This window comes from Allobosea sp. Root483D1 (assembly GCF_001429505.1).
Lineage (GTDB): Bacteria > Pseudomonadota > Alphaproteobacteria > Rhizobiales > Beijerinckiaceae > Allobosea.
This window is the reverse complement of the sequence record NZ_LMJW01000018.1, coordinates 20,561-37,555: the sequence shown is the minus strand read 5'-3', so window position 1 is coordinate 37,555 and position 16,995 is coordinate 20,561. Positions and strand designations below refer to the sequence as shown.

The 16,995-nt window shown below is 67.2% G+C and carries 15 protein-coding genes; 4 read left to right on the top strand and 11 right to left on the bottom strand.

The annotated features are described in order from the left end of the window. Positions 1 to 2: 2 nt before the first annotated feature. Positions 3 to 1,049: an ABC transporter ATP-binding protein gene (locus ASE66_RS15410; RefSeq protein WP_156412182.1), complete on the top strand. Its 1,047-nt coding sequence runs from the start codon at positions 3 to 5 to the stop codon at positions 1,047 to 1,049. Further along, positions 1,046 to 2,050, top strand: a complete 1,005-nt coding sequence (locus ASE66_RS15405) for an ABC transporter ATP-binding protein (protein WP_057190591.1) — start codon at positions 1,046 to 1,048, stop codon at positions 2,048 to 2,050. The genes ASE66_RS15410 and ASE66_RS15405 overlap by 4 nt, the downstream gene beginning before the upstream one ends. Positions 2,051 to 2,094: 44 nt before the next feature. On the opposite strand, the gene ASE66_RS15400 is transcribed toward ASE66_RS15405, so the two are convergent. From ASE66_RS15400 to ASE66_RS15355, 10 genes are all read right to left on the bottom strand, one after another. After that, a complete protein-coding gene (locus ASE66_RS15400) occupies positions 2,095 to 2,400 on the bottom strand; it encodes a hypothetical protein (RefSeq protein ID WP_156412180.1) in 306 nt (101 codons plus the stop codon). A gap of 54 nt (positions 2,401 to 2,454) precedes the next feature. Further along, on the bottom strand, positions 2,455 to 3,948 hold the full coding sequence (locus tag ASE66_RS15395) for an aspartate ammonia-lyase (protein ID WP_082613487.1): 1,494 nt from the start codon (positions 3,946 to 3,948) through the stop codon (positions 2,455 to 2,457). Positions 3,949 to 3,995: 47 nt separating this feature from the next. Next, positions 3,996 to 4,676, bottom strand: a complete 681-nt coding sequence (locus ASE66_RS15390; protein ID WP_057190589.1) for an orotate phosphoribosyltransferase — start codon at positions 4,674 to 4,676, stop codon at positions 3,996 to 3,998. Then, a complete protein-coding gene (locus tag ASE66_RS15385; RefSeq protein ID WP_244494937.1) occupies positions 4,673 to 5,968 on the bottom strand; it encodes a Zn-dependent hydrolase in 1,296 nt (431 codons plus the stop codon). Before ASE66_RS15385 ends, ASE66_RS15390 begins: the two co-directional genes overlap by 4 nt. Then, on the bottom strand, positions 5,965 to 6,951 hold the full coding sequence (locus ASE66_RS15380; protein ID WP_057190588.1) for a dihydroorotate dehydrogenase: 987 nt from the start codon (positions 6,949 to 6,951) through the stop codon (positions 5,965 to 5,967). The genes ASE66_RS15385 and ASE66_RS15380 overlap by 4 nt, the downstream gene beginning before the upstream one ends. Then, positions 6,948 to 7,826 (bottom strand): dihydroorotate dehydrogenase electron transfer subunit, encoded by an 879-nt coding sequence (locus ASE66_RS15375; RefSeq protein WP_082613534.1) that lies wholly within the window; start codon positions 7,824 to 7,826, stop codon positions 6,948 to 6,950. The genes ASE66_RS15380 and ASE66_RS15375 overlap by 4 nt, the downstream gene beginning before the upstream one ends. A 16-nt stretch (positions 7,827 to 7,842) precedes the next feature. Then, positions 7,843 to 9,090, bottom strand: coding sequence for an MFS transporter (locus tag ASE66_RS15370; protein WP_156412179.1), 1,248 nt, complete (start codon positions 9,088 to 9,090; stop codon positions 7,843 to 7,845). Positions 9,091 to 9,436: 346 nt separating this feature from the next. Beyond that, a complete protein-coding gene (locus ASE66_RS15365) occupies positions 9,437 to 10,360 on the bottom strand; it encodes a helix-turn-helix domain-containing protein (RefSeq protein WP_057190587.1) in 924 nt (307 codons plus the stop codon). 171 nt (positions 10,361 to 10,531) lie between these two features. Then, entirely contained in the window at positions 10,532 to 11,491 is a 960-nt protein-coding gene (locus tag ASE66_RS15360) for a Bug family tripartite tricarboxylate transporter substrate binding protein (protein WP_057190586.1), read from the bottom strand. A 330-nt stretch (positions 11,492 to 11,821) separates the two neighbouring features. Further along, a complete protein-coding gene (locus ASE66_RS15355; protein ID WP_413814275.1) occupies positions 11,822 to 12,298 on the bottom strand; it encodes a MarR family winged helix-turn-helix transcriptional regulator in 477 nt (158 codons plus the stop codon). Between the two features lie 571 nt (positions 12,299 to 12,869). Here ASE66_RS15355 and ASE66_RS15350 point away from each other — a divergent pair. Beyond that, the gene (locus ASE66_RS15350; protein ID WP_057190584.1) at positions 12,870 to 13,652 is read left to right on the top strand and encodes a class II aldolase/adducin family protein; all 783 of its coding nucleotides are present in this window, start codon (positions 12,870 to 12,872) and stop codon (positions 13,650 to 13,652) included. A gap of 57 nt (positions 13,653 to 13,709) precedes the next feature. Continuing rightward, positions 13,710 to 15,641: an FAD-binding monooxygenase gene (locus ASE66_RS15345; RefSeq protein ID WP_057190583.1), complete on the top strand. Its 1,932-nt coding sequence runs from the start codon at positions 13,710 to 13,712 to the stop codon at positions 15,639 to 15,641. Between the two features lie 13 nt (positions 15,642 to 15,654). Here the strand turns inward: ASE66_RS15345 and ASE66_RS15340 are convergent, their stop codons facing one another. After that, on the bottom strand, positions 15,655 to 16,995 hold the full coding sequence (locus tag ASE66_RS15340) for an acyltransferase family protein (RefSeq protein ID WP_057190582.1): 1,341 nt from the start codon (positions 16,993 to 16,995) through the stop codon (positions 15,655 to 15,657).

Below are 16,995 nucleotides of genomic sequence, written 5' to 3'. Positions count from 1 at the left end.
CGATGGCGACCATGGAACTCGCCCCCGTCGCCGCATCCCGGGCCGGCGACGACATCCTGCTCAAGGTCGAGGACCTGCAGACCCACTTCCTCATCGGCTCGCAGGCGATCAAGTCGGTCGACGGCGTCAGCTTCTCGCTGCGTCGCGGCCAGACGCTGGCGGTGGTCGGTGAATCCGGCTCCGGCAAGTCGGTGACCAGCCTCACCATCATGCGGCTGCTCGCCGATCCCGGCCGCATCGTCGGCGGGCGCATCCTCTACCGCCTGCGCAGCGGCGAGGTCATCGATCTTGCGCAGGTCCCACTGAAGCGGATGCGTGCCATCCGCGGCAGCGAGATCGCGATGATCTTCCAGGAGCCGATGACGAGCCTCAACCCGCTCTTCACCATCGGCGACCAGATCATGGAGATGATCCTGCTGCACGAGAAGATGTCGCGCAGCCAGGCGCGGGCGCGGGCCAAGCAGATGCTCGAGCTGGTCGAGATACCCGCGGCCGAGCGACGCCTCGCGCAGTATCCGCACGAGATGTCCGGCGGCATGCGTCAGCGCGTGATGATCGCGCTGGCCTTGTCCTGCAACCCATCGCTGCTGATCGCCGACGAGCCGACCACGGCGCTCGACGTCACCATCCAGGCGCAGATCCTCGATCTGCTGCGCCGGCTCCAGGCCGAGATCGGCATGAGCATCCTGTTCATCACCCATAATCTCGGCGTCGTCGCCGAAATCGCCCATGAGGTCGCGGTGATGTATGCCGGGCGCGTCGTCGAGCAGGGGCCGGTCGGCGGACTATTCGCGCGGCAGCGCCATCCCTATACGCGCGGCCTGCTCGCCTGCATCCCCGATGCCCGGCGCGACCGTATTCCCGGCCAGGGTCGGGCCCTGCTCAACGCCATTCCGGGCAATGTCCCGAGCCCGCTCGCGCTGCCGCCCGGCTGCAGCTATGCGCCGCGCTGTCCGCTGGTGGAGGAGCGCTGCACGCAGGACGCGCCGCCGCTGATCGACGTCGCCGCCGCCCATCTCACCCGCTGCTGGAGGCACGACGCGCTGTGACCGCTGCAAGCACGCCCGCCCATGCGGACAAGACGGAAGCGCCGCTGCTCTCCGTCCGCAATCTCCAGAAGATCTTCCCGACGCGCGGTGGCGAGGTTCGCGCCGTCTCGGACGTCTCCTTCGATGTCCGCCGCGGCAGCATCGTCGGCATCGTCGGCGAATCCGGCTCGGGCAAGACCACGGTCGGGCGCTGCATCCTGCGTCTCGTCGAACCGTCCGGCGGCGAGGCTGTCTTCGACGGCATCGATCTGTTCGGGCTGTCAGAGAAGGCGCTGCGCGGCTATCGCCGCCGCCTGCAGATCATCTTCCAGGACCCGTATTCCAGCCTCAACCCGCGCATGCGCGTCGGCGAGATCATCGGCGAGGCGATCGACACGCACGGGCTCGCTCGCGGCAAGGCCCGCGAGGCGCGCATCGCCGAACTGCTTGGCCGGGTCGGGCTCAATCCCGACCATGCAAGGCGCTACCCGCACGAATTCTCCGGCGGCCAGCGCCAGCGCATCGGCATCGCCCGCGCGCTCGTGGTCGAGCCGGAATTGATCATCGCCGACGAGCCGGTCTCGGCGCTCGACGTCTCGGTCCAGGCGCAGGTGCTCAACCTGATCCAGGAGCTGCAGCGCGAGCTCGGCCTGACCATGGTCTTCATCAGCCATGACCTTTCGGTCGTCGAGTATCTCTGCGACGACATCGTCGTGCTCTATCTCGGCCGGATCATGGAGAAGGGCCCGGCGCAGGAGGTCTACGCCAATCCGCGCCACCCCTACACCAAGGTGCTGCTCTCGGCGGCGCCGGTGCCCGATCCCAGCGTCAGGCGCGAGCGCGTGATCCTCAAGGGAGATATTCCGAGCCCGCTGAACCCGCCCTCGGGCTGCGTTTTCCGCACGCGCTGCCCGCATGTCATCGACGCCTGCGCCAGCGCGATTCCCCCCATCGAGGAGGTCGGCTCCGGCCACAGCGTCGCCTGCATCCGCCAGAAGGAACTGGCCGGCGTGGCGGGCTGAGCCGGGTCGCGCCGGCGCGAAAGCCGGCCTCCCTCCGTTCCCCGTCAGGCGAGCTCGCTGGCCCCGATCTGGTTGAGCAGGGCGAGCTGGTCGGCCGGCCCCGCGGTGCGTCCGCCAACGGCCTTGCCGAGAAACTCGGTGAGCTGATCCAGCGCCCGCGCCGCGATCTCGGCGGAGAGCGGTTGGCGGTCATAGGCCTCGACGAAGCGGCCGGTGAGATCGGCGAGCAGGCGAAGCAGAGCGGCTTGTTCCGGCGCGTCGGCGCGCAGGGCCAGCGCCCGATCCTGGAATTCGACATAGGTGCGCAGGCTGCCCTTCTGCTGCTGCAGCCAGTTCAAAAGCTCGTTCATCATCTCTCCGCGAAATTGCGATCATGACCGCGATGGGTCGGCGGGATGTCGCGCTCAGGCGCGCGACGGGGTCGGCGGCTTGGCGCGCGAAGGGGCGGTCATCGCCTCGATGCGCAGCAATTCGTCGAGCTCGGCGAGCGTGAGCAGCCCTTCCTCGAGCACGATCTCGGCGACCTTGCGCTTCTCGGCGAGCGCGCGCTTGGCGACACGCGAGGAGGCCTCGTAGCCGATCGCCGGGCCCAGCGCCGTGACCAGCCCGATTGAATCCTCGACCAGCGCCCGACAACGTTCGCGATCCGCCTCGATGCCGTTGACGCAGCGCGTCGTCAGCGTCGTCACCGCGGCGGTGAGATGGCGCAGCGAGGAAAGCAGACAATAGCCGATGGTCGGCTCGAAGGCGTTGAGCTGGAGCTGCCCGCCCTCGGCGCACATGGTGACGGTCAGGTCGTGGCCGATGACGAGATAGGCGACTTGGTTGACCACTTCCGGAATGACCGGGTTGACCTTGCCCGGCATGATCGAGGAGCCCGCCTGGACCGCCGGCAGGCGGATCTCGCTGAGGCCTGCCCGCGGCCCGCTCGAAAGGAGCCGCAGGTCGTTGCAGATCTTCGAGAGCTTGACCGCGACACGCTTGAGCACGCCCGAGAACAGCACGAACGCGCCCATGTCCGAGGTCGCCTCGATCAGGTTCGTCGCCGGCACCAGCGGCAGGCGCGCCGAGCGTGCCAGCTCCTCGATGGCGAGCGCCGCATAGCGCGCGTCGGCGGTGATGCCGGTGCCGATCGCGGTCGCGCCGAGATTGATCTCGCGGAACAGGGCAGCCGCTTCCCGCAGGCGCGAGACGTCCTCCTTGATCGTCGCGAAATAGGCGTCGAACTCCTGGCCGAGCGTCATCGGCACGGCATCCTGGAGCTGAGTCCGGCCGATCTTGAGCACATCGGCGAACTCGACCGCCTTTGCCTTGAAGGCGAAGGCGAGCTCGTCGAGCGCTGCGATCATCGGCTCGGTCGCGAAGATCACCGCCAGGCGCAGCGCCGTCGGATAGGCGTCGTTGGTCGACTGGGCCATGTTGACGTCGTCATTGGGGTGGAGCGCGCCATAATCGCCCTTCGGCCGCCCCATCAGCTCCAACGCGACATTGGCCACGACCTCGTTGGCGTTCATGTTGGTCGAGGTCCCGGCTCCGCCCTGCACGGCGTCGACGACGAACTGGTCGTGGTACCGGTTGTCCCTGGCGATGAGATCGCAGGCGCGGTCGATCACCTCGGCCTTGGCCGCCGGCAGGTTGCCGAGGCGCCGGTTGGCGCGGGCCGCAGCTTGCTTGACCAAGGCGAGCGAGCGCACCAGCTCGGGGAAATGGCCGACCGGGACGCCGGTGATCGGGAAATTCTCGACCGCCCGCAAGGTATGGATGCCCCAATAGGCGTCGGCGGGCACATCGGCCTCGCCGAGCAGATCATGCTCGCGGCGGGTCGAGATCTCGGCCAGCGCAATGGTCTGCGTCGTGGCGAGCTGCACGCTGTCCGGGCGGGGGGCATCATCGGCCATGTCGGAGTCCTTTTTTCATCTCGCGCGATCACCCGATCCTTCCGGCTTCAGGTCCTGGGAGCAAGACTGGCGCGGCCGCCATGGCGGGTCGACCAGGACACGGGATCGGCCAGGAAGCGCTCGATCTCGGCGCGATCCTCTGGCGAAAGCCCGCTGCCGGCCTCGGCGCGGAGGACATCGCCCCAGTTCGCGAGGGCATGGAGCGTCAGGCCTGCCTCCCGCAGCCGGGCATCGGCGCCGGGGAAGGCGTCGTGGTAGAAGATCGTCAGGACATGCTCGACCACAGCCCCCGCCGCGCGCAGGCCTCGGGCGAAGTTGAGCTTGCTGCCACCATCCGTGGTCAGGTCGTCCATCAGCAGCACGCGCAGGCCCTCGACCGACCCGCCCTCGACCTGGGCGTTGCGGCCGATGCCGAGCGGGCGCTTGCGGACATAGCGCAGCTTCAGGGCCAACCTGTCGGCGAGCCAGGCCGCGAAGGGAATGCCGGCCGTCTCGGCGCCGGCGATCGCGTCGAGGCTGCCGGGCGGAAAGGCCGCGCCGGCATAGCGGGCGGCAAGATCGCTGACCGCCTGGCGCAGTTGCGGATCGCCAAGCAGCAGGCGGACATCGACATAGACGGGGCTGGCCCAGCCGGCGGCCAGGATGAAGGGCTGCTGGCGGCTGACATGGATGGCGCCCGCCCTGAACAGCAGCTGCGCGACCTCGCGGCCCGTCTCGTTCGCGCTCATCGCACCGCCTCCCTGATGGCGTCCCGCATCACCGCGATCCCGGCGAGGAAATCGTCGATCGCCATGGCCTCTTGTGGATTATGCGAACCGTTCTGGTTGCGCACGAAGATCATCGCGCTGGGGATGCCGGCATTGGCGAAAACAGCCGCATCATGGCCCGCCCCGCTCGGGATGTCCTCGTCGGGCAGGCCGAGATTGCGCGCCGCGGCCTTGAGCCTGGCGATCCAGCCGGCATCCATCACGGCAGGAGCGGATTCGAGCCGGCGGTCGACGCGGAATTCGACCCCCCTCTCCTCGCCGACCAGGCCGCATTCCGAGAGGAAGAGGTCGTAGAAGGCCTCCAGCGTCTCGCGATTCTGGCTGCGCACCTCAAAGGAGAAGCGCACCGTACCGGGAATGCGCGCGATGGCATGCTCCTGCGGATCGGTGCCGAGCACGCCCGCCGTTATGACCACGTCGCGGCCGCGCTCCAGCAATGTGCGCCAGTGCCGGTCGAGATGGGTGATCAGCTCGGCGGTGGCGAAGACCGCGTCGCGCCTGAGCCAGCGCGGCACCGCGCCGGAATGGCCGGCCTCGCCAAGGCATTCGACCTCGCGATGCCGGATATTGCCCCTGATGCCAGTGACGATGCCAATTGGCAAATCCCGCGCCACCAGCACCGGTCCCTGCTCGATATGCAGCTCGATCCAGGCCGCGACGGTGGCGGGGTCGAGCAGCGGCTCAGCCCTCTCGACGCGGGCCATGTCGACGCCGACAGCGCGCATGCACTCCGAGAGAGCCTGGCCGCTCGCATGATCGCGCACGGAAAGATCGGCGGTCGAGAGTTTCCCGAACAGGGCGCTGGAGCCCATATAGGCCTTGCCGAAGCGGGCACTCTCCTCGCCGCGCAGCGCGTAGACCTTGATCGTCCGGCGCGGGACGAAGCCCTCCTCCTTGAAGCGGGCGATGATGGCGAGCCCGGCGATGACACCGGCCGCGCCGTCGAAGTTCCCGCCTTGCGGCACGGAATCGAGATGCGAGCCGCAAGCGAGGAAGGGCAGCTCCGGCTCGCGGCCCGCCAATGTGACGACGAGATTGGCGCCGGCGTCGCGCTCCGTCGCGAGGCCGAGCTCGCGCGCCTTCGCCTCGACCAGGTCGAGCGCCAGCGACTCGCGCTCGCTATAGGCTTCGCGGGTGATGCCGACACCGTCGCCCGTCGCCTCGCGCAAGGAGCCGAACAGGGCTTCGGCGAGGACCCGGTCGCCCTCGTCGCCGCTGAAGACGTTGCGCATCTCGGCCGGTTGCGCGGTCACGAGACCGGGTCCAGCCAGGCAAGATCGGGCTCGTCGGCCTCCTCGATCACGACGCCATGGATCAGATCGGCGACGCGCGGGATCTCGCGGCGCAGGCAGAAGGCCTCGAGCCCGTCGATGATCGTCGTCATCGCCGCCGGCTGCAGGAAGGTCGCCGTGCCGACCTGCACGGCGCTCGCCCCGGCGAGCATGTACTCGATCGCGTCCTCGGCGGTGGAGATGCCGCCGCAGCCGATCACCGGGATCTTCACCGCCTTGGCGCATTGGAAGACCTGGCGCAGCACGATCGGCTTGATCGCCGGCCCCGACAGCCCGCCCATGATGTTGCCGAGGCAGGGCTTGAAGGTCTTCAGGTCGATCGCCATCGACAGGATGGTGTTGGCGACAACGACCGCGTCGGCGCCGGCGGCCTCGGCAGCGCGCGCGACCTCGGGCACGTCGCCGGTATTGGGCGTGAGCTTGACCCAGAGCGGCAGCCTCGTCGCCTTGCGCAGCTCGCGCGTCACCTTCTCGGTGGACTCCGCGCGCATCGCGAAGGCCTTGCCGTCCTCCTCGATGTTCGGACAGGAGATGTTGGCCTCGATCGCGGCGATGCCGGGGATCGAGAGCTCCGCCGCGAGGCTGGCGAAGCCTTCCGCCGTCGGCGCCGAGATGCTCACCACCAGCGGCGTATCATAGGCCGCATAATGCGGCATGGTTGTCTCGACGAAATAGGGCACGCCCCTGGACGGGATGCCGATGGCGTTGATCAGCCCGCCCGGCCGCTCGACCACGCGCGGCAGCGGATTGCCGGCGCGCAGTTCGCGCGTGATCGTCTTGGTGACGAAGGCGCCGAGCCGGTTGAAGTCCATCACCTTTTCCAGCCCTTCGGCGAAGGTGCCGGAGGCCGGCATGACCGGATTGCGCAAGGTTAGCCCGCCAATGGCGACGGAGAGGTCGACATGTGTGACGGCACGGATGCCGGAGTTCACCGCAGCATTCATGGCAGCGCCTCCATCAGGTTGAAGACCGGGCCGTCCCAGCAGACGCGCCGGTTGACGATCTCGCCATTGACGTTGAAGTCGCGCACGCAGCAGTAGCAAAGGCCGATTCCGCAAGCCATTTGCTGCTCCATCGCGACCTGGCCAGGCAGCCCGAACTCGCGTGCCAGGCGCTGCTGCACCCGCATCAGCCGGCTCGAGCCACAGGTGAAGAAGGCATCGCAGCGACCCTCGGCGATATGACGGCGCAGGATGCGCTCGACATTGGCCGGCCCGCTGGTCGCTTCGGAATCGGTGACGGCGATGACGTCGGCACCATGGCGGTGGAAGAGCTCGACCGAGACGAGCAGCTCCGGCCGCCTCGCGCTGAAGACCGCGGTCACCTGCGTGCCATTGGCCTTCGCGGCCCTGGCGAGCGGAGCGAGCGTCGCCAGCCCCGCTCCGCGCCCGACGGCGACGATGTGGCGCCAGCCCGGATCCAGCGTGAAACCGACGCCGAGCGGGCCCATGATGTCGAGCCGGTCACCCGGCTTCAGCGTATCGAGCCCGCGCGTGCCGGCGCCCGTCACCTTGTAGAGGAACTCGACCTGGCGCTTGTCGGGATCGGCGCCGTAGAGACTCATCGGCCGGCGCAGGAAGGGCTGCTCGCCCGCCGGCTGCGGGCAGAGCAGCTGGAAGAACTGCCCCGGCTGGGCCGCGGCGGCCTCCTCGCTGCAATTGACCACAAGGTGCCGGTACTCGGCGTTCACCGCCTCGTTGCGGACGACCTCGGCGAGCTCGGCGACGATGCTCGCCTTCCACGGCGCAGAAGGGCAGCTTCCGCCGATGGCCGCGCCGAAGCGCGCGGCCGCCTGGGACTGATCGTGTTGGGCTGACATGATCATCCCCTCGCGCTCAGGAGAGCTCAGCGCCACGCCGCTCCGGGATCAGGAACCACATGGCGAGGATGTCGAGCAGATAGAGCGTCGCCAGCAAGGCGATCGCCATCTCGAAGCTGTAGGCCGCCGCGATCGTCCCGACGACGAGCGGACCGAAGCCGCCGACGCCGCGCCCGATATTGAACAGGACGTTCTGCGCCGTCGCCCGGGCGGATGTCGGAAAGAGCTCGCTGATCAGCGCGCCATAGCCGCCGAGCATGCCGTTGACGAAGAAGCCCATCACCGCGCCCGCGACCAGGAGCTGGAGCGGGTCGGTCAGCCGCGAATAGACGATGACCATCACGGCGGCGCCGAGCATGTAGCCGAAGAAGGCCGGGCGGCGCCCGATCCGGTCGGCGATATGACCGAAGGCGTAGATGCCGACCGCCATGCCGGCGATGGTGACCGAGGTCCAGACGGCGGACTGCGTCAGGGCGAAGCCGAAACGGGTCGCCAGATAGTTCGGCAACCAGATCATCACGCCGTAATAGCCGAAATTCTGGACCGAGCAGAGCACGACCATGCCGAGGCTGAGCTTGGTGGTGTCCCAATCCTTGACCAGCAGGCGCAGCGCCGATTCCTTCGGGCGGTCCTTGCTGCGGGCAACGAACACCTCGGGCTCATGCAGCGAATGGCGGATGAAATAGGCTGCGACCGCCGGCAGGATGCCGATGGCGAACATGCCGCGCCAGCCGATCGTCGGCAGCAGGATCGGGGTGGCGATCGCGGCCGCGAGCACGCCGACCTGCCAGCCGAGGCCGACATAGGACGAGGCGCGCGCCCGCTTCGAGGCCGGCCAGGCTTCCGCCACCAGCGCCATGCCGATGCCGAATTCACCGCCGAGGCCGAGCCCGGCGATGGTGCGGTAGATCAGCAGGTCCCAATAGCCTTGCGCCAGAGCGCACATGCCGGTGAACACGGCGAAGAGGACGATCGTCCAGGTCAGGACGCGGACGCGGCCGATGCGGTCCGACAGCATGCCGAAGCCGATGCCGCCGAGCACGGCGCCGATCAGCGTGGCGGTGACGAGCGAGGCGGCCTGGCCCTGCGTCAGCTGCAGGTCGGCCGAGATCGTCCGCAGCATGAAGCCGAGGATCAGCAAGTCGAAGCCGTCCATGGCATAGCCGATGGCGGCGCCCCAAAGCGCCTTGCGGGCCTTGCTGTCGACCTCGGTCGGAGAGGATATGGCGATGGAGCCGCTGACGGCTGCCTGGTTGTCACTCACGGCGAATTCCCCCGTTCTGCTTTTCTTTGCGATGCGTATCGAAACGCCAAAGCACCAGCGCGCGCTTCCGCGCGCGGCTGCCGGCCGGTTTGATATCGTCGGAGTTTGGGCGCTGGCCCGCTTTCTCAGAGCGCTTTACGCGCCACTTGGCGGCAGGGCATCAGGCTCGGCCGCGAGAAATTCGCGATATCATCGGAGAACCCCGACGCTATCCCTCGATCACTTTATGTCACGCTGAAATCTCAATTGCAATATTAAATCTCAATTTTGCGACCAACAACCGAACAGGCTCTTTCCTGCGACAATGCTCAGGCAAAGCCGCGATGATCGAAATGCCGAGCGGACGTCAGACCAGCTCCGAAGACGGCTCTTTCATCGGCGGCTGCGCGATCCCCGAGCGGTCGAGGGCGGCCCGCAGGACCGCTCCGGCGTCACTGCCCTTGAGGGCGCGGCGCCAGAGGCCGTCGGCGATCTCCTCATAGAGGCGCACGGGCTCCTCGTCGGCGGTCAGCATGGCGATGCCGGATCGGACATTCGGCAATTCGCCGCCCAGCCGGAACGGGCTCAGGCCCAGCAGCGTCTTCTCGGCGGTCCGGAAGAGCTGGAACGTGATGTTCGGCAGCGTCTCCTCGATCAGGCCAATCTGCACGCCCATCGGCTCGCTCTCGATCAGCCCGATCAGATGCTCGACCTCTACGCGCGCCGCCAGCCGGCGCTGGGCCAGTTCGGCCGGCGGCAGGTTGAAGCGGCCGACGACGCCGAGCTTGAGCCAGCGCTCGATCTCCAGGACGTTGACGAAGTTGACGACGCTCAAGCGGCGGCGCTTGCGGGCCTTCTTGCGCTCGTCGAGGATCGCGATGATCGCATCGATCTCCGCCACGGCCTGCTCGCGGGCGATATGGGCCGGCAACGCCTCCACCAGCGTCTGCCGCAGGGAGGCGGAGTAGTCGTCCGAGGTCAGCAGATAGGACAGTGGCGGGAAATGCGCGACGACCTGGTCGGCCTGCTCCTCGATCTGCCGCATGCGCTCGAAATAGCTGACCGGGCTGGAATAATACTCGACCCCCGCCCCGAGCAGCGATGCGACGGTTGTCTCCAGCAGCGTCGCCAGCCGCTCCAGGGTCTCGATCTTGACGACGCCTCCGGCCTCGATCCGGTAGACCGCGGCCCGCGAAATCCCGAGCTGTTCGGCGACGTCCTCAGCCTGAAGCCCACGCCCCAGACGGTAGGCTTTCAGCCGCTCACCGATTTCATTGAACCGGATTGCCATCAAGCCGACCTCATCTGCCGCATCATCTGAATCTCAGATTTTAGACAACCTAGTCGATCGCGGGCCCGATGCGAAGCGTGATCGGCTGTTTTCAACTCCCTGTCGCGTGGACCATGCCGTGTGTGGACATGCCGAGCCTGTTAGGCTTGCGCCGTCGGCCAAGCCGCCCGGTCAGCCCGGCTTGATGCCGGCTTCCTCGACCACGCGGTTGGCGCGCTGGATCTCGGCCTCGATGAACTTGGCGAAGCTCGCGGGGTCCTCGGTCACGGCTTCGGCGCCGAGCGCCGTCAGCTTCTCGACGATCTCGCGATCCTTCGAGGCGGCCTGCACCGTGGCATTGACGCGCTGCACGGTTTCGGCCGGCAGGCCCTTCGGCCCCCACAGCCCGTACCAGAGCGTGAAGTCGATATCCGCCAGTCCGAGTTCGCCCGCGGTCGGCACGTTCGGCAGGAGCTTGCTGCGCTGCGCGCCCATGATCGCGAAGGCGCGCACCTTGCCGTCGGCGATGAACGACAGGGCCGAGCCGAGCGGGGCGACCATCAGCGGGACCTGGGCGGCGACCACATCCGTGATCGCCGGAGCAGTGCCGCGATAATTGACCAGTTCCGCGCTCGTGCCGGTGCGGCGCTTGAAGCTCTCGGTGGCGAGATGGCCCATGCTGCCCAGCGCCGAATTGGCGAAGGTGTACTCGGTGGGCTTCGCCTTCATGTCGGCGATCAGCGCCGGCATGGTGGCAGGGGTCTTGCTCGAGCCGATCAGCACCATCGGCGAGGTCGCGAAGCGCGAGATCGGCGTGAAATCCGTCAGCGGATCATAGGACACGCTGCGCATGACGTGCTTCGCCATGATGTGGATGTCGGCATTGGTGAGGTAGGTCGTGCCGTCGGGCGCGGACCTCGCGACGTCGGCTGCGCCCAGCGTATTGCTGGCGCCGGCCTTGTTCTCGACCACCCAGGATTCGTCGAGCGCCGGCGCGATGCGCTGGGCGTAGAGCCGCCCGATGACGTCGATCGCACCGCCCGCCGCGGCGGGCACGATCAACCTGACGATCTTGCGTTGGGCCAGGGCGGCACGGGGCGCGAGCGCTGCGCCAGCGAGCCCGATCAAGGCGGCACGTCGTGTGATGATCATCTGATTGTCCTCCGGATAGGGCCGCGTTGGTGCGGTTCTTGGATTTGCTTCGAAAGGCCGTCCGCGCTCCCCGATCGCGGCTTGCAGCGGAGCACGGCGCGGCGACGGGATGCCGCCGGGCGCTTGTTCCGCGCATGCCTCGGAATAAGAACGCATACTTATTATCAGTATGCATTACATTTTGGAGCTGTCAAATGCCGCCGCGGCGAACGGCAGCTTTGCCCGGACTGAACCGGGCGAACGCCGAGCGGGACCAGCCGCACGAATGCCGATCGCTCGGAACTCGCGCGGCTGCCTCGATCACAGCCATCCGGGGAATGTCGGAGTGGGTCAGGCCGCTTCGGTCGAGCGCCCGGCCGCAAGCCGCAGCGGCACGCGCGAGGCGTCGTTGTTGAGCTCGACCAGCTGCGCCAGCATGCGCATGAAGACCTCTCGGTCGTCCGGCGTCAGCGGGGCGAGGATGCGCTCCTGGGCCCGCTGCGCCAGCGGCCCGGCCTCCTGCAGGATACGCTCGCCCTTCGGCGACAGGTGCAACACCTTGATACGCTTGTCGTCCTTGCTGCCCGAGCGCTGGATCAGCTCCTTCGCCTCCATCCGCTCGAGCACATTGCCGAGCGTCGAGCGATCGAAGGCGACGAGGGCCGACAGGCGGGTCGCGTCGATGCCGGGATTATCGCGCACCGTCACCAGCGCCGCATATTGGACGGGCGTAAGATCGACCGGCGCGCATTCCTCGAGAAAGAGCGAGACGGCTATCTGCTGCGCGCGCCGGATGAGATGGCCGGGCATATGATAGATATCGTCCATCGCCATCGTCGCTTTGCCTTGGTGATAGGGCGGGCAGATCTCGCCGCTTGAACAGAGGCAACGCCCATTCTTCATATGCCGGCCCAGCTGAATACTACCAGGCCGATACAGCCGATCTTCGACTATAGATTGTATACTTTCATTCTGTAGACTGTCAAATTATCGCAGACCTCAGCCTGCATGACCTCCCCGAGGCCCGGTCAAGGCCGCATGCGGCAGCGCTTGCCGCTCCCCTGCGGGCCGGACGCGGCTCGTCCTCCCTCCTCCATTCTCCCCCGCTCCGTTCAAGCGGAGCATCGCCGTGACCGAATTTTTCGCCGCGTGGTTGACAGTCAAAAATCTGGGCGTATTCTGTTAATCAGTATACGGACGATCTGTCAGGGATCGCCGGATGGGAGGTTGGCCCCAGCGGTTCCAGTTGCTGGAATCCGGGCGTCGCTCGCGCGGCCGAAAGCGGCTCACGCGCCCGTCTGCCGCTCTGATCATCTGCCCGGTTCGGCGGCGAGACCGCCCTGTCGGCAAGGCCTGGCCTGTAGAATTTCGATCAAGGCGACTTTGGAAAGAGCGAGCAATGTGCACTTCGGACCATGGTAACCACCCCATCGCCGTCGACGTGGCCGATACGGCCGCCGCCTCGGTCGCTCCCTCGCCTGAGATCGTCGGGGACCTCGTCGCCGCCAATCACATCCTCTTCGACCAGGGCGTCGTCGATGCCTTCGGCCATATCAGCGTGCGCCATGACAAGCGGCCCGACCGTTTCCTGCTGGCGCGCAACATGGCGCCGAGCCGGGTCGCGGCCGAGGACATCGTCGAGTTCACGCTCGATGGCGAAGCGGTGAATGCCAACGGACGCAAAGTCTATCTCGAGCGCTTCATCCACGCCGAGATCTTCCGCAAGCGCCCCGACGTGATGGCCATCATTCACAGCCATTCGCATTCGATCGTGCCGCTCAGCGTCGTCAAGGGCACGCGGCTCAAGGCAATGTTCCACATGGCCGGCTTCGTCGGCCAGGGCGCCCCGGTCTTCGAGATTCGCGAGGCCGGCGGCGACGCGACCGACCTCTTGATCAGCAACAATCATCTCGGCCGCGCCCTCGCCGAGCATTTCGACGGGCACGACATCGTGCTGATGCGCGGCCATGGCTCGACCGTGGTCGGCTATTCGATCAAGCAGGCGGTCTACCGCGCCGTCTATGCCGAACTCAATGCGCGCTACCAGCTCCAGGCGATGCAGCTCGGCGAAGTCACCTATCTGACCGAGGGCGAAAGCCGCGCCTGCGTCGCGAGCATCGAAGCGCAGGTCCATCGCCCCTGGGAGATGTGGCTCGAACAGGCCCGTGCCCGCCGGCGCTGACAGCGCCCGGCACGACGACAACCACCTCAACGCTCTGCCTCACCGAAGGTGGCCGCCATGCAATTCCATCTCAACGGTTTTCGGACGGGCGATCCCGCTATCTCCCAGCCTGCCACCGATCTCGCCGCTTCCTCAACGGGTGGCTCGCTGCCGCAAGAGGTCGATGTCCTGATCGTCGGCTGCGGCCCCGCAGGCCTGACGCTGGCGGCGCAGCTCGCGGCCTTTCCCGAGATCACGACGCGGATCGTCGAGCAGAAGCCCGGGCCGCTGGAGCTGGGCCAGGCCGACGGCATCGCCTGCCGCACCATCGAGATGTTCGATGCCTTCGGCTTCTCCGAGCGGGTACTGAAGGAGAGCTACTGGGTCAACGAGACCGTCTTCTGGAAACCCGACGCGACGCGGCCGGAGGCGATCACCCGCAGCGGCCGCATCCAGGATGTCGAGGACGGGCTTTCCGAATTCCCGCATGTGATCCTGAACCAGGCGCGGATCCACGACTTCTTCCTCGACGTGATGCGGCGCTCGCCGAGCCGGCTGGAGCCGGATTATTCCCGGCGCCTGCTCGATCTCCAGATCGACAACACCTCGTCGCACCCGGTGAGCGTAAAGCTGGAACGTGTCGATCCCACGCATGAGGGCGAGATCGAGACCGTCAGGGCCCGCTATGTCGTCGGCTGCGACGGCGCGCGCAGCGCCGTGCGCAAGTCGATCGGGCGCACGCTGCACGGGGATTCCGCCAACCAGGCCTGGGGCGTCATGGATGTCCTCGCCGTCACCGATTTCCCGGATGTGCGGCTGAAGGCGCTGATCCAGTCCGCCGGCGAAGGCACGATCATCATCATACCCCGCGAGGGCGGCTATCTGATCCGGATCTATGTCGAGCTCGACAAGCTCAGTGAGAACGAGCGGGTCGCGGGCCGCAATATCGGCGTGGAGCACCTGATCGCCGCGGCGCAGCGCATCCTGCGCCCCTACACATTCGAGGTGAAGGAGGTCGCCTGGTGGTCGGTCTACGAGATCGGCCAGCGTCTCTGCGACAAGTTCGACGACGTACCGGCGGATGAGGTCGAGCAGCGCCTGCCGGCCGTCTTCATCGCCGGCGATGCCTGCCATACCCATAGCCCGAAGGCCGGCCAGGGCATGAACGTCTCGATGCAGGATGCCTTCAACCTGGGCTGGAAGCTGGCGGCGGTCCTGCGCGGGCAATGCCCTCCCGAGCTGCTGCACAGCTACTCGGCCGAGCGCCAGGCGATCGCCAGGGAGCTGATCGATTTCGATCGCGACTGGGCGAAGCTGCTGAGCGCCCCCCTGAAGACCTCGGAGACCGGCGACGGCGTCGATCCCAAGGAGGTCGAGGCCTATTTCGTCAGGCATGGCCGCTACACGGCGGGCACCGCGACCCGCTACGCGCCGTCTCCCCTGACAGGCCACTCGACCCATGCCGGCCTCGCGACAGGGCTGCCGATCGGCGCGCGCTTCCATTCGGCGCCGGTGATCCGCCTCGGCGACGCCAAGCCCGTCGAGCTCGGCCATGTCGCGCAGGCCGATGGCCGCTGGCGCCTCTACGCCTTCGCCGACAAGACAGACCCGTCCTCGGCATCATCACGCCTGCGTGCGCTTTGCGATGCCCTGGCGGATTCCCCCTCGTCGCCCCTGCGCCGTTGCACCCGGCCGGGAGCCGATATCGACGCGGTCATCGACCTGCGCGCGATCCTTCAGCAGCCCCATCGCGACGTTGCGGTCGAGGCCTTGCCGAAGCTGCTCCTGCCGCGCAAGGGCCGCCTCGGCCTGGTCGACTATGAGAAGGTGTTCTGCCCCGATCTTCGCAGCGGTCAGGACATTTTCGACCTGCGCGGCATCGATCGGGAGCGTGGTTGCCTGGTGATCGTGCGGCCCGACCAATACGTCGCCAACGTGCTGCCACTCGACGATCACGTGGCCCTCGCCGCCTTCTTCGCGGAATTCATGACGCCGCAATCTCCGGGCTGACCGCCTTGCACGGTCACAACGCCTCGACGATCGCCCAGCCGACATAACCGAGCAGCGCGAACCAGCTCAAAGTGACGGCGGCGATCGCAGTCCCGAGGATCGCGCCGACGAGCCTGTCGCTCGCCTGGGTTTCGGAGGCGGCTTCGACGACGATCTCCGACTGCGTCGGAACGGCGCGATAGTCCGACGCTGGCAGCGCCAGCGCCCCGGTGCGGGTATCGGAGGTAGCGAGCGGGCCGCTCCGGTCCGCCTGTCTATTGAACGTGTCTGAACGCGACAAGGACTCGGCGAGCGGAGCGCTGCGCTTCGACGAGATTCTGCGCCCGAGCCTGATCATCGGGCGCTCGACCGTCAGATAGACCAGCCAGGACAGCGCCAGCGTCAGGCCGGTGCAGGCCAGCATCGTGGCGATATCGCTAGGTTGCCCGGTCAGCGGCAGGACGCGATAGACCAGCGCGTTGACCACCCCGTGAAACAGATACATCGAGTAGCTGATCAGCCCGATCCGCGCGAGGAAATGCGAGCGCGGCCGCTCCAGCCTGATCGCGACGAGGAAGACCACGAAGGCGAGCACATAGGCGCTCAGAACGGGCCTCAGCCCCTCCATGACGAAATTGTCGCCGCGCGCCAGGGAGAACTGCGCGACCGACAGGAGCGCTGCGAATTGCGCGAGCCCGAGAACCAGCGCCGCGAGACATCCTCCCCGCCTCCGCTCGACCAGCCAGAGCCGCAGCAGCAGGCCGAGGAACAGGAAGGACAGGTGTAGGCCGAGATACTGGACCGGCAGGTTGACGACGCCGTGCATGCGCAACTGGACCGGCACGACCGTCGCGGCGATCAGGGCCAGGCTCAAGGCAAGCAGGACGCCGATATGTCTCAGCCTCCCCGCCGCGAACAGCAGCGCGACGAGGACATAGAACAGCAGCTCGATGAACAGGGTCCAGTGGATCGGCGAGAGCCAGGGCTGGCCGAAGAGCGGCGGCGCCATGGTCATGTTGGCCAGCACGGTCGCGGTCCGCGGCGTCTCTCCTGCGAACCAGGCGACCGCAATGAGCACCGCCAGCGCCAGCCACAGCGCTGGATAGAGCCGGAACAGCCGCGCAATCGCGAAATGCCGGAGCGGCCGCTCGCCATCGATGCTGAACGGCACGACGAAGCCGCTGATCAGGAAGAACAGCGCCACGCCGAACCGGCCGAGACTGACATTCTGGACCACGGATTGGGCGAGCGTGCTCATCGAGCCCACCGCGGAAGGGGCCTGCCTGATGAGATCGCCAAACATGTGCTCGACCATCACGGCAAGCGCCGCAACCGCCCGCAACCCGTCGAGATGGGCATAGCGCCGTCGCGTCAT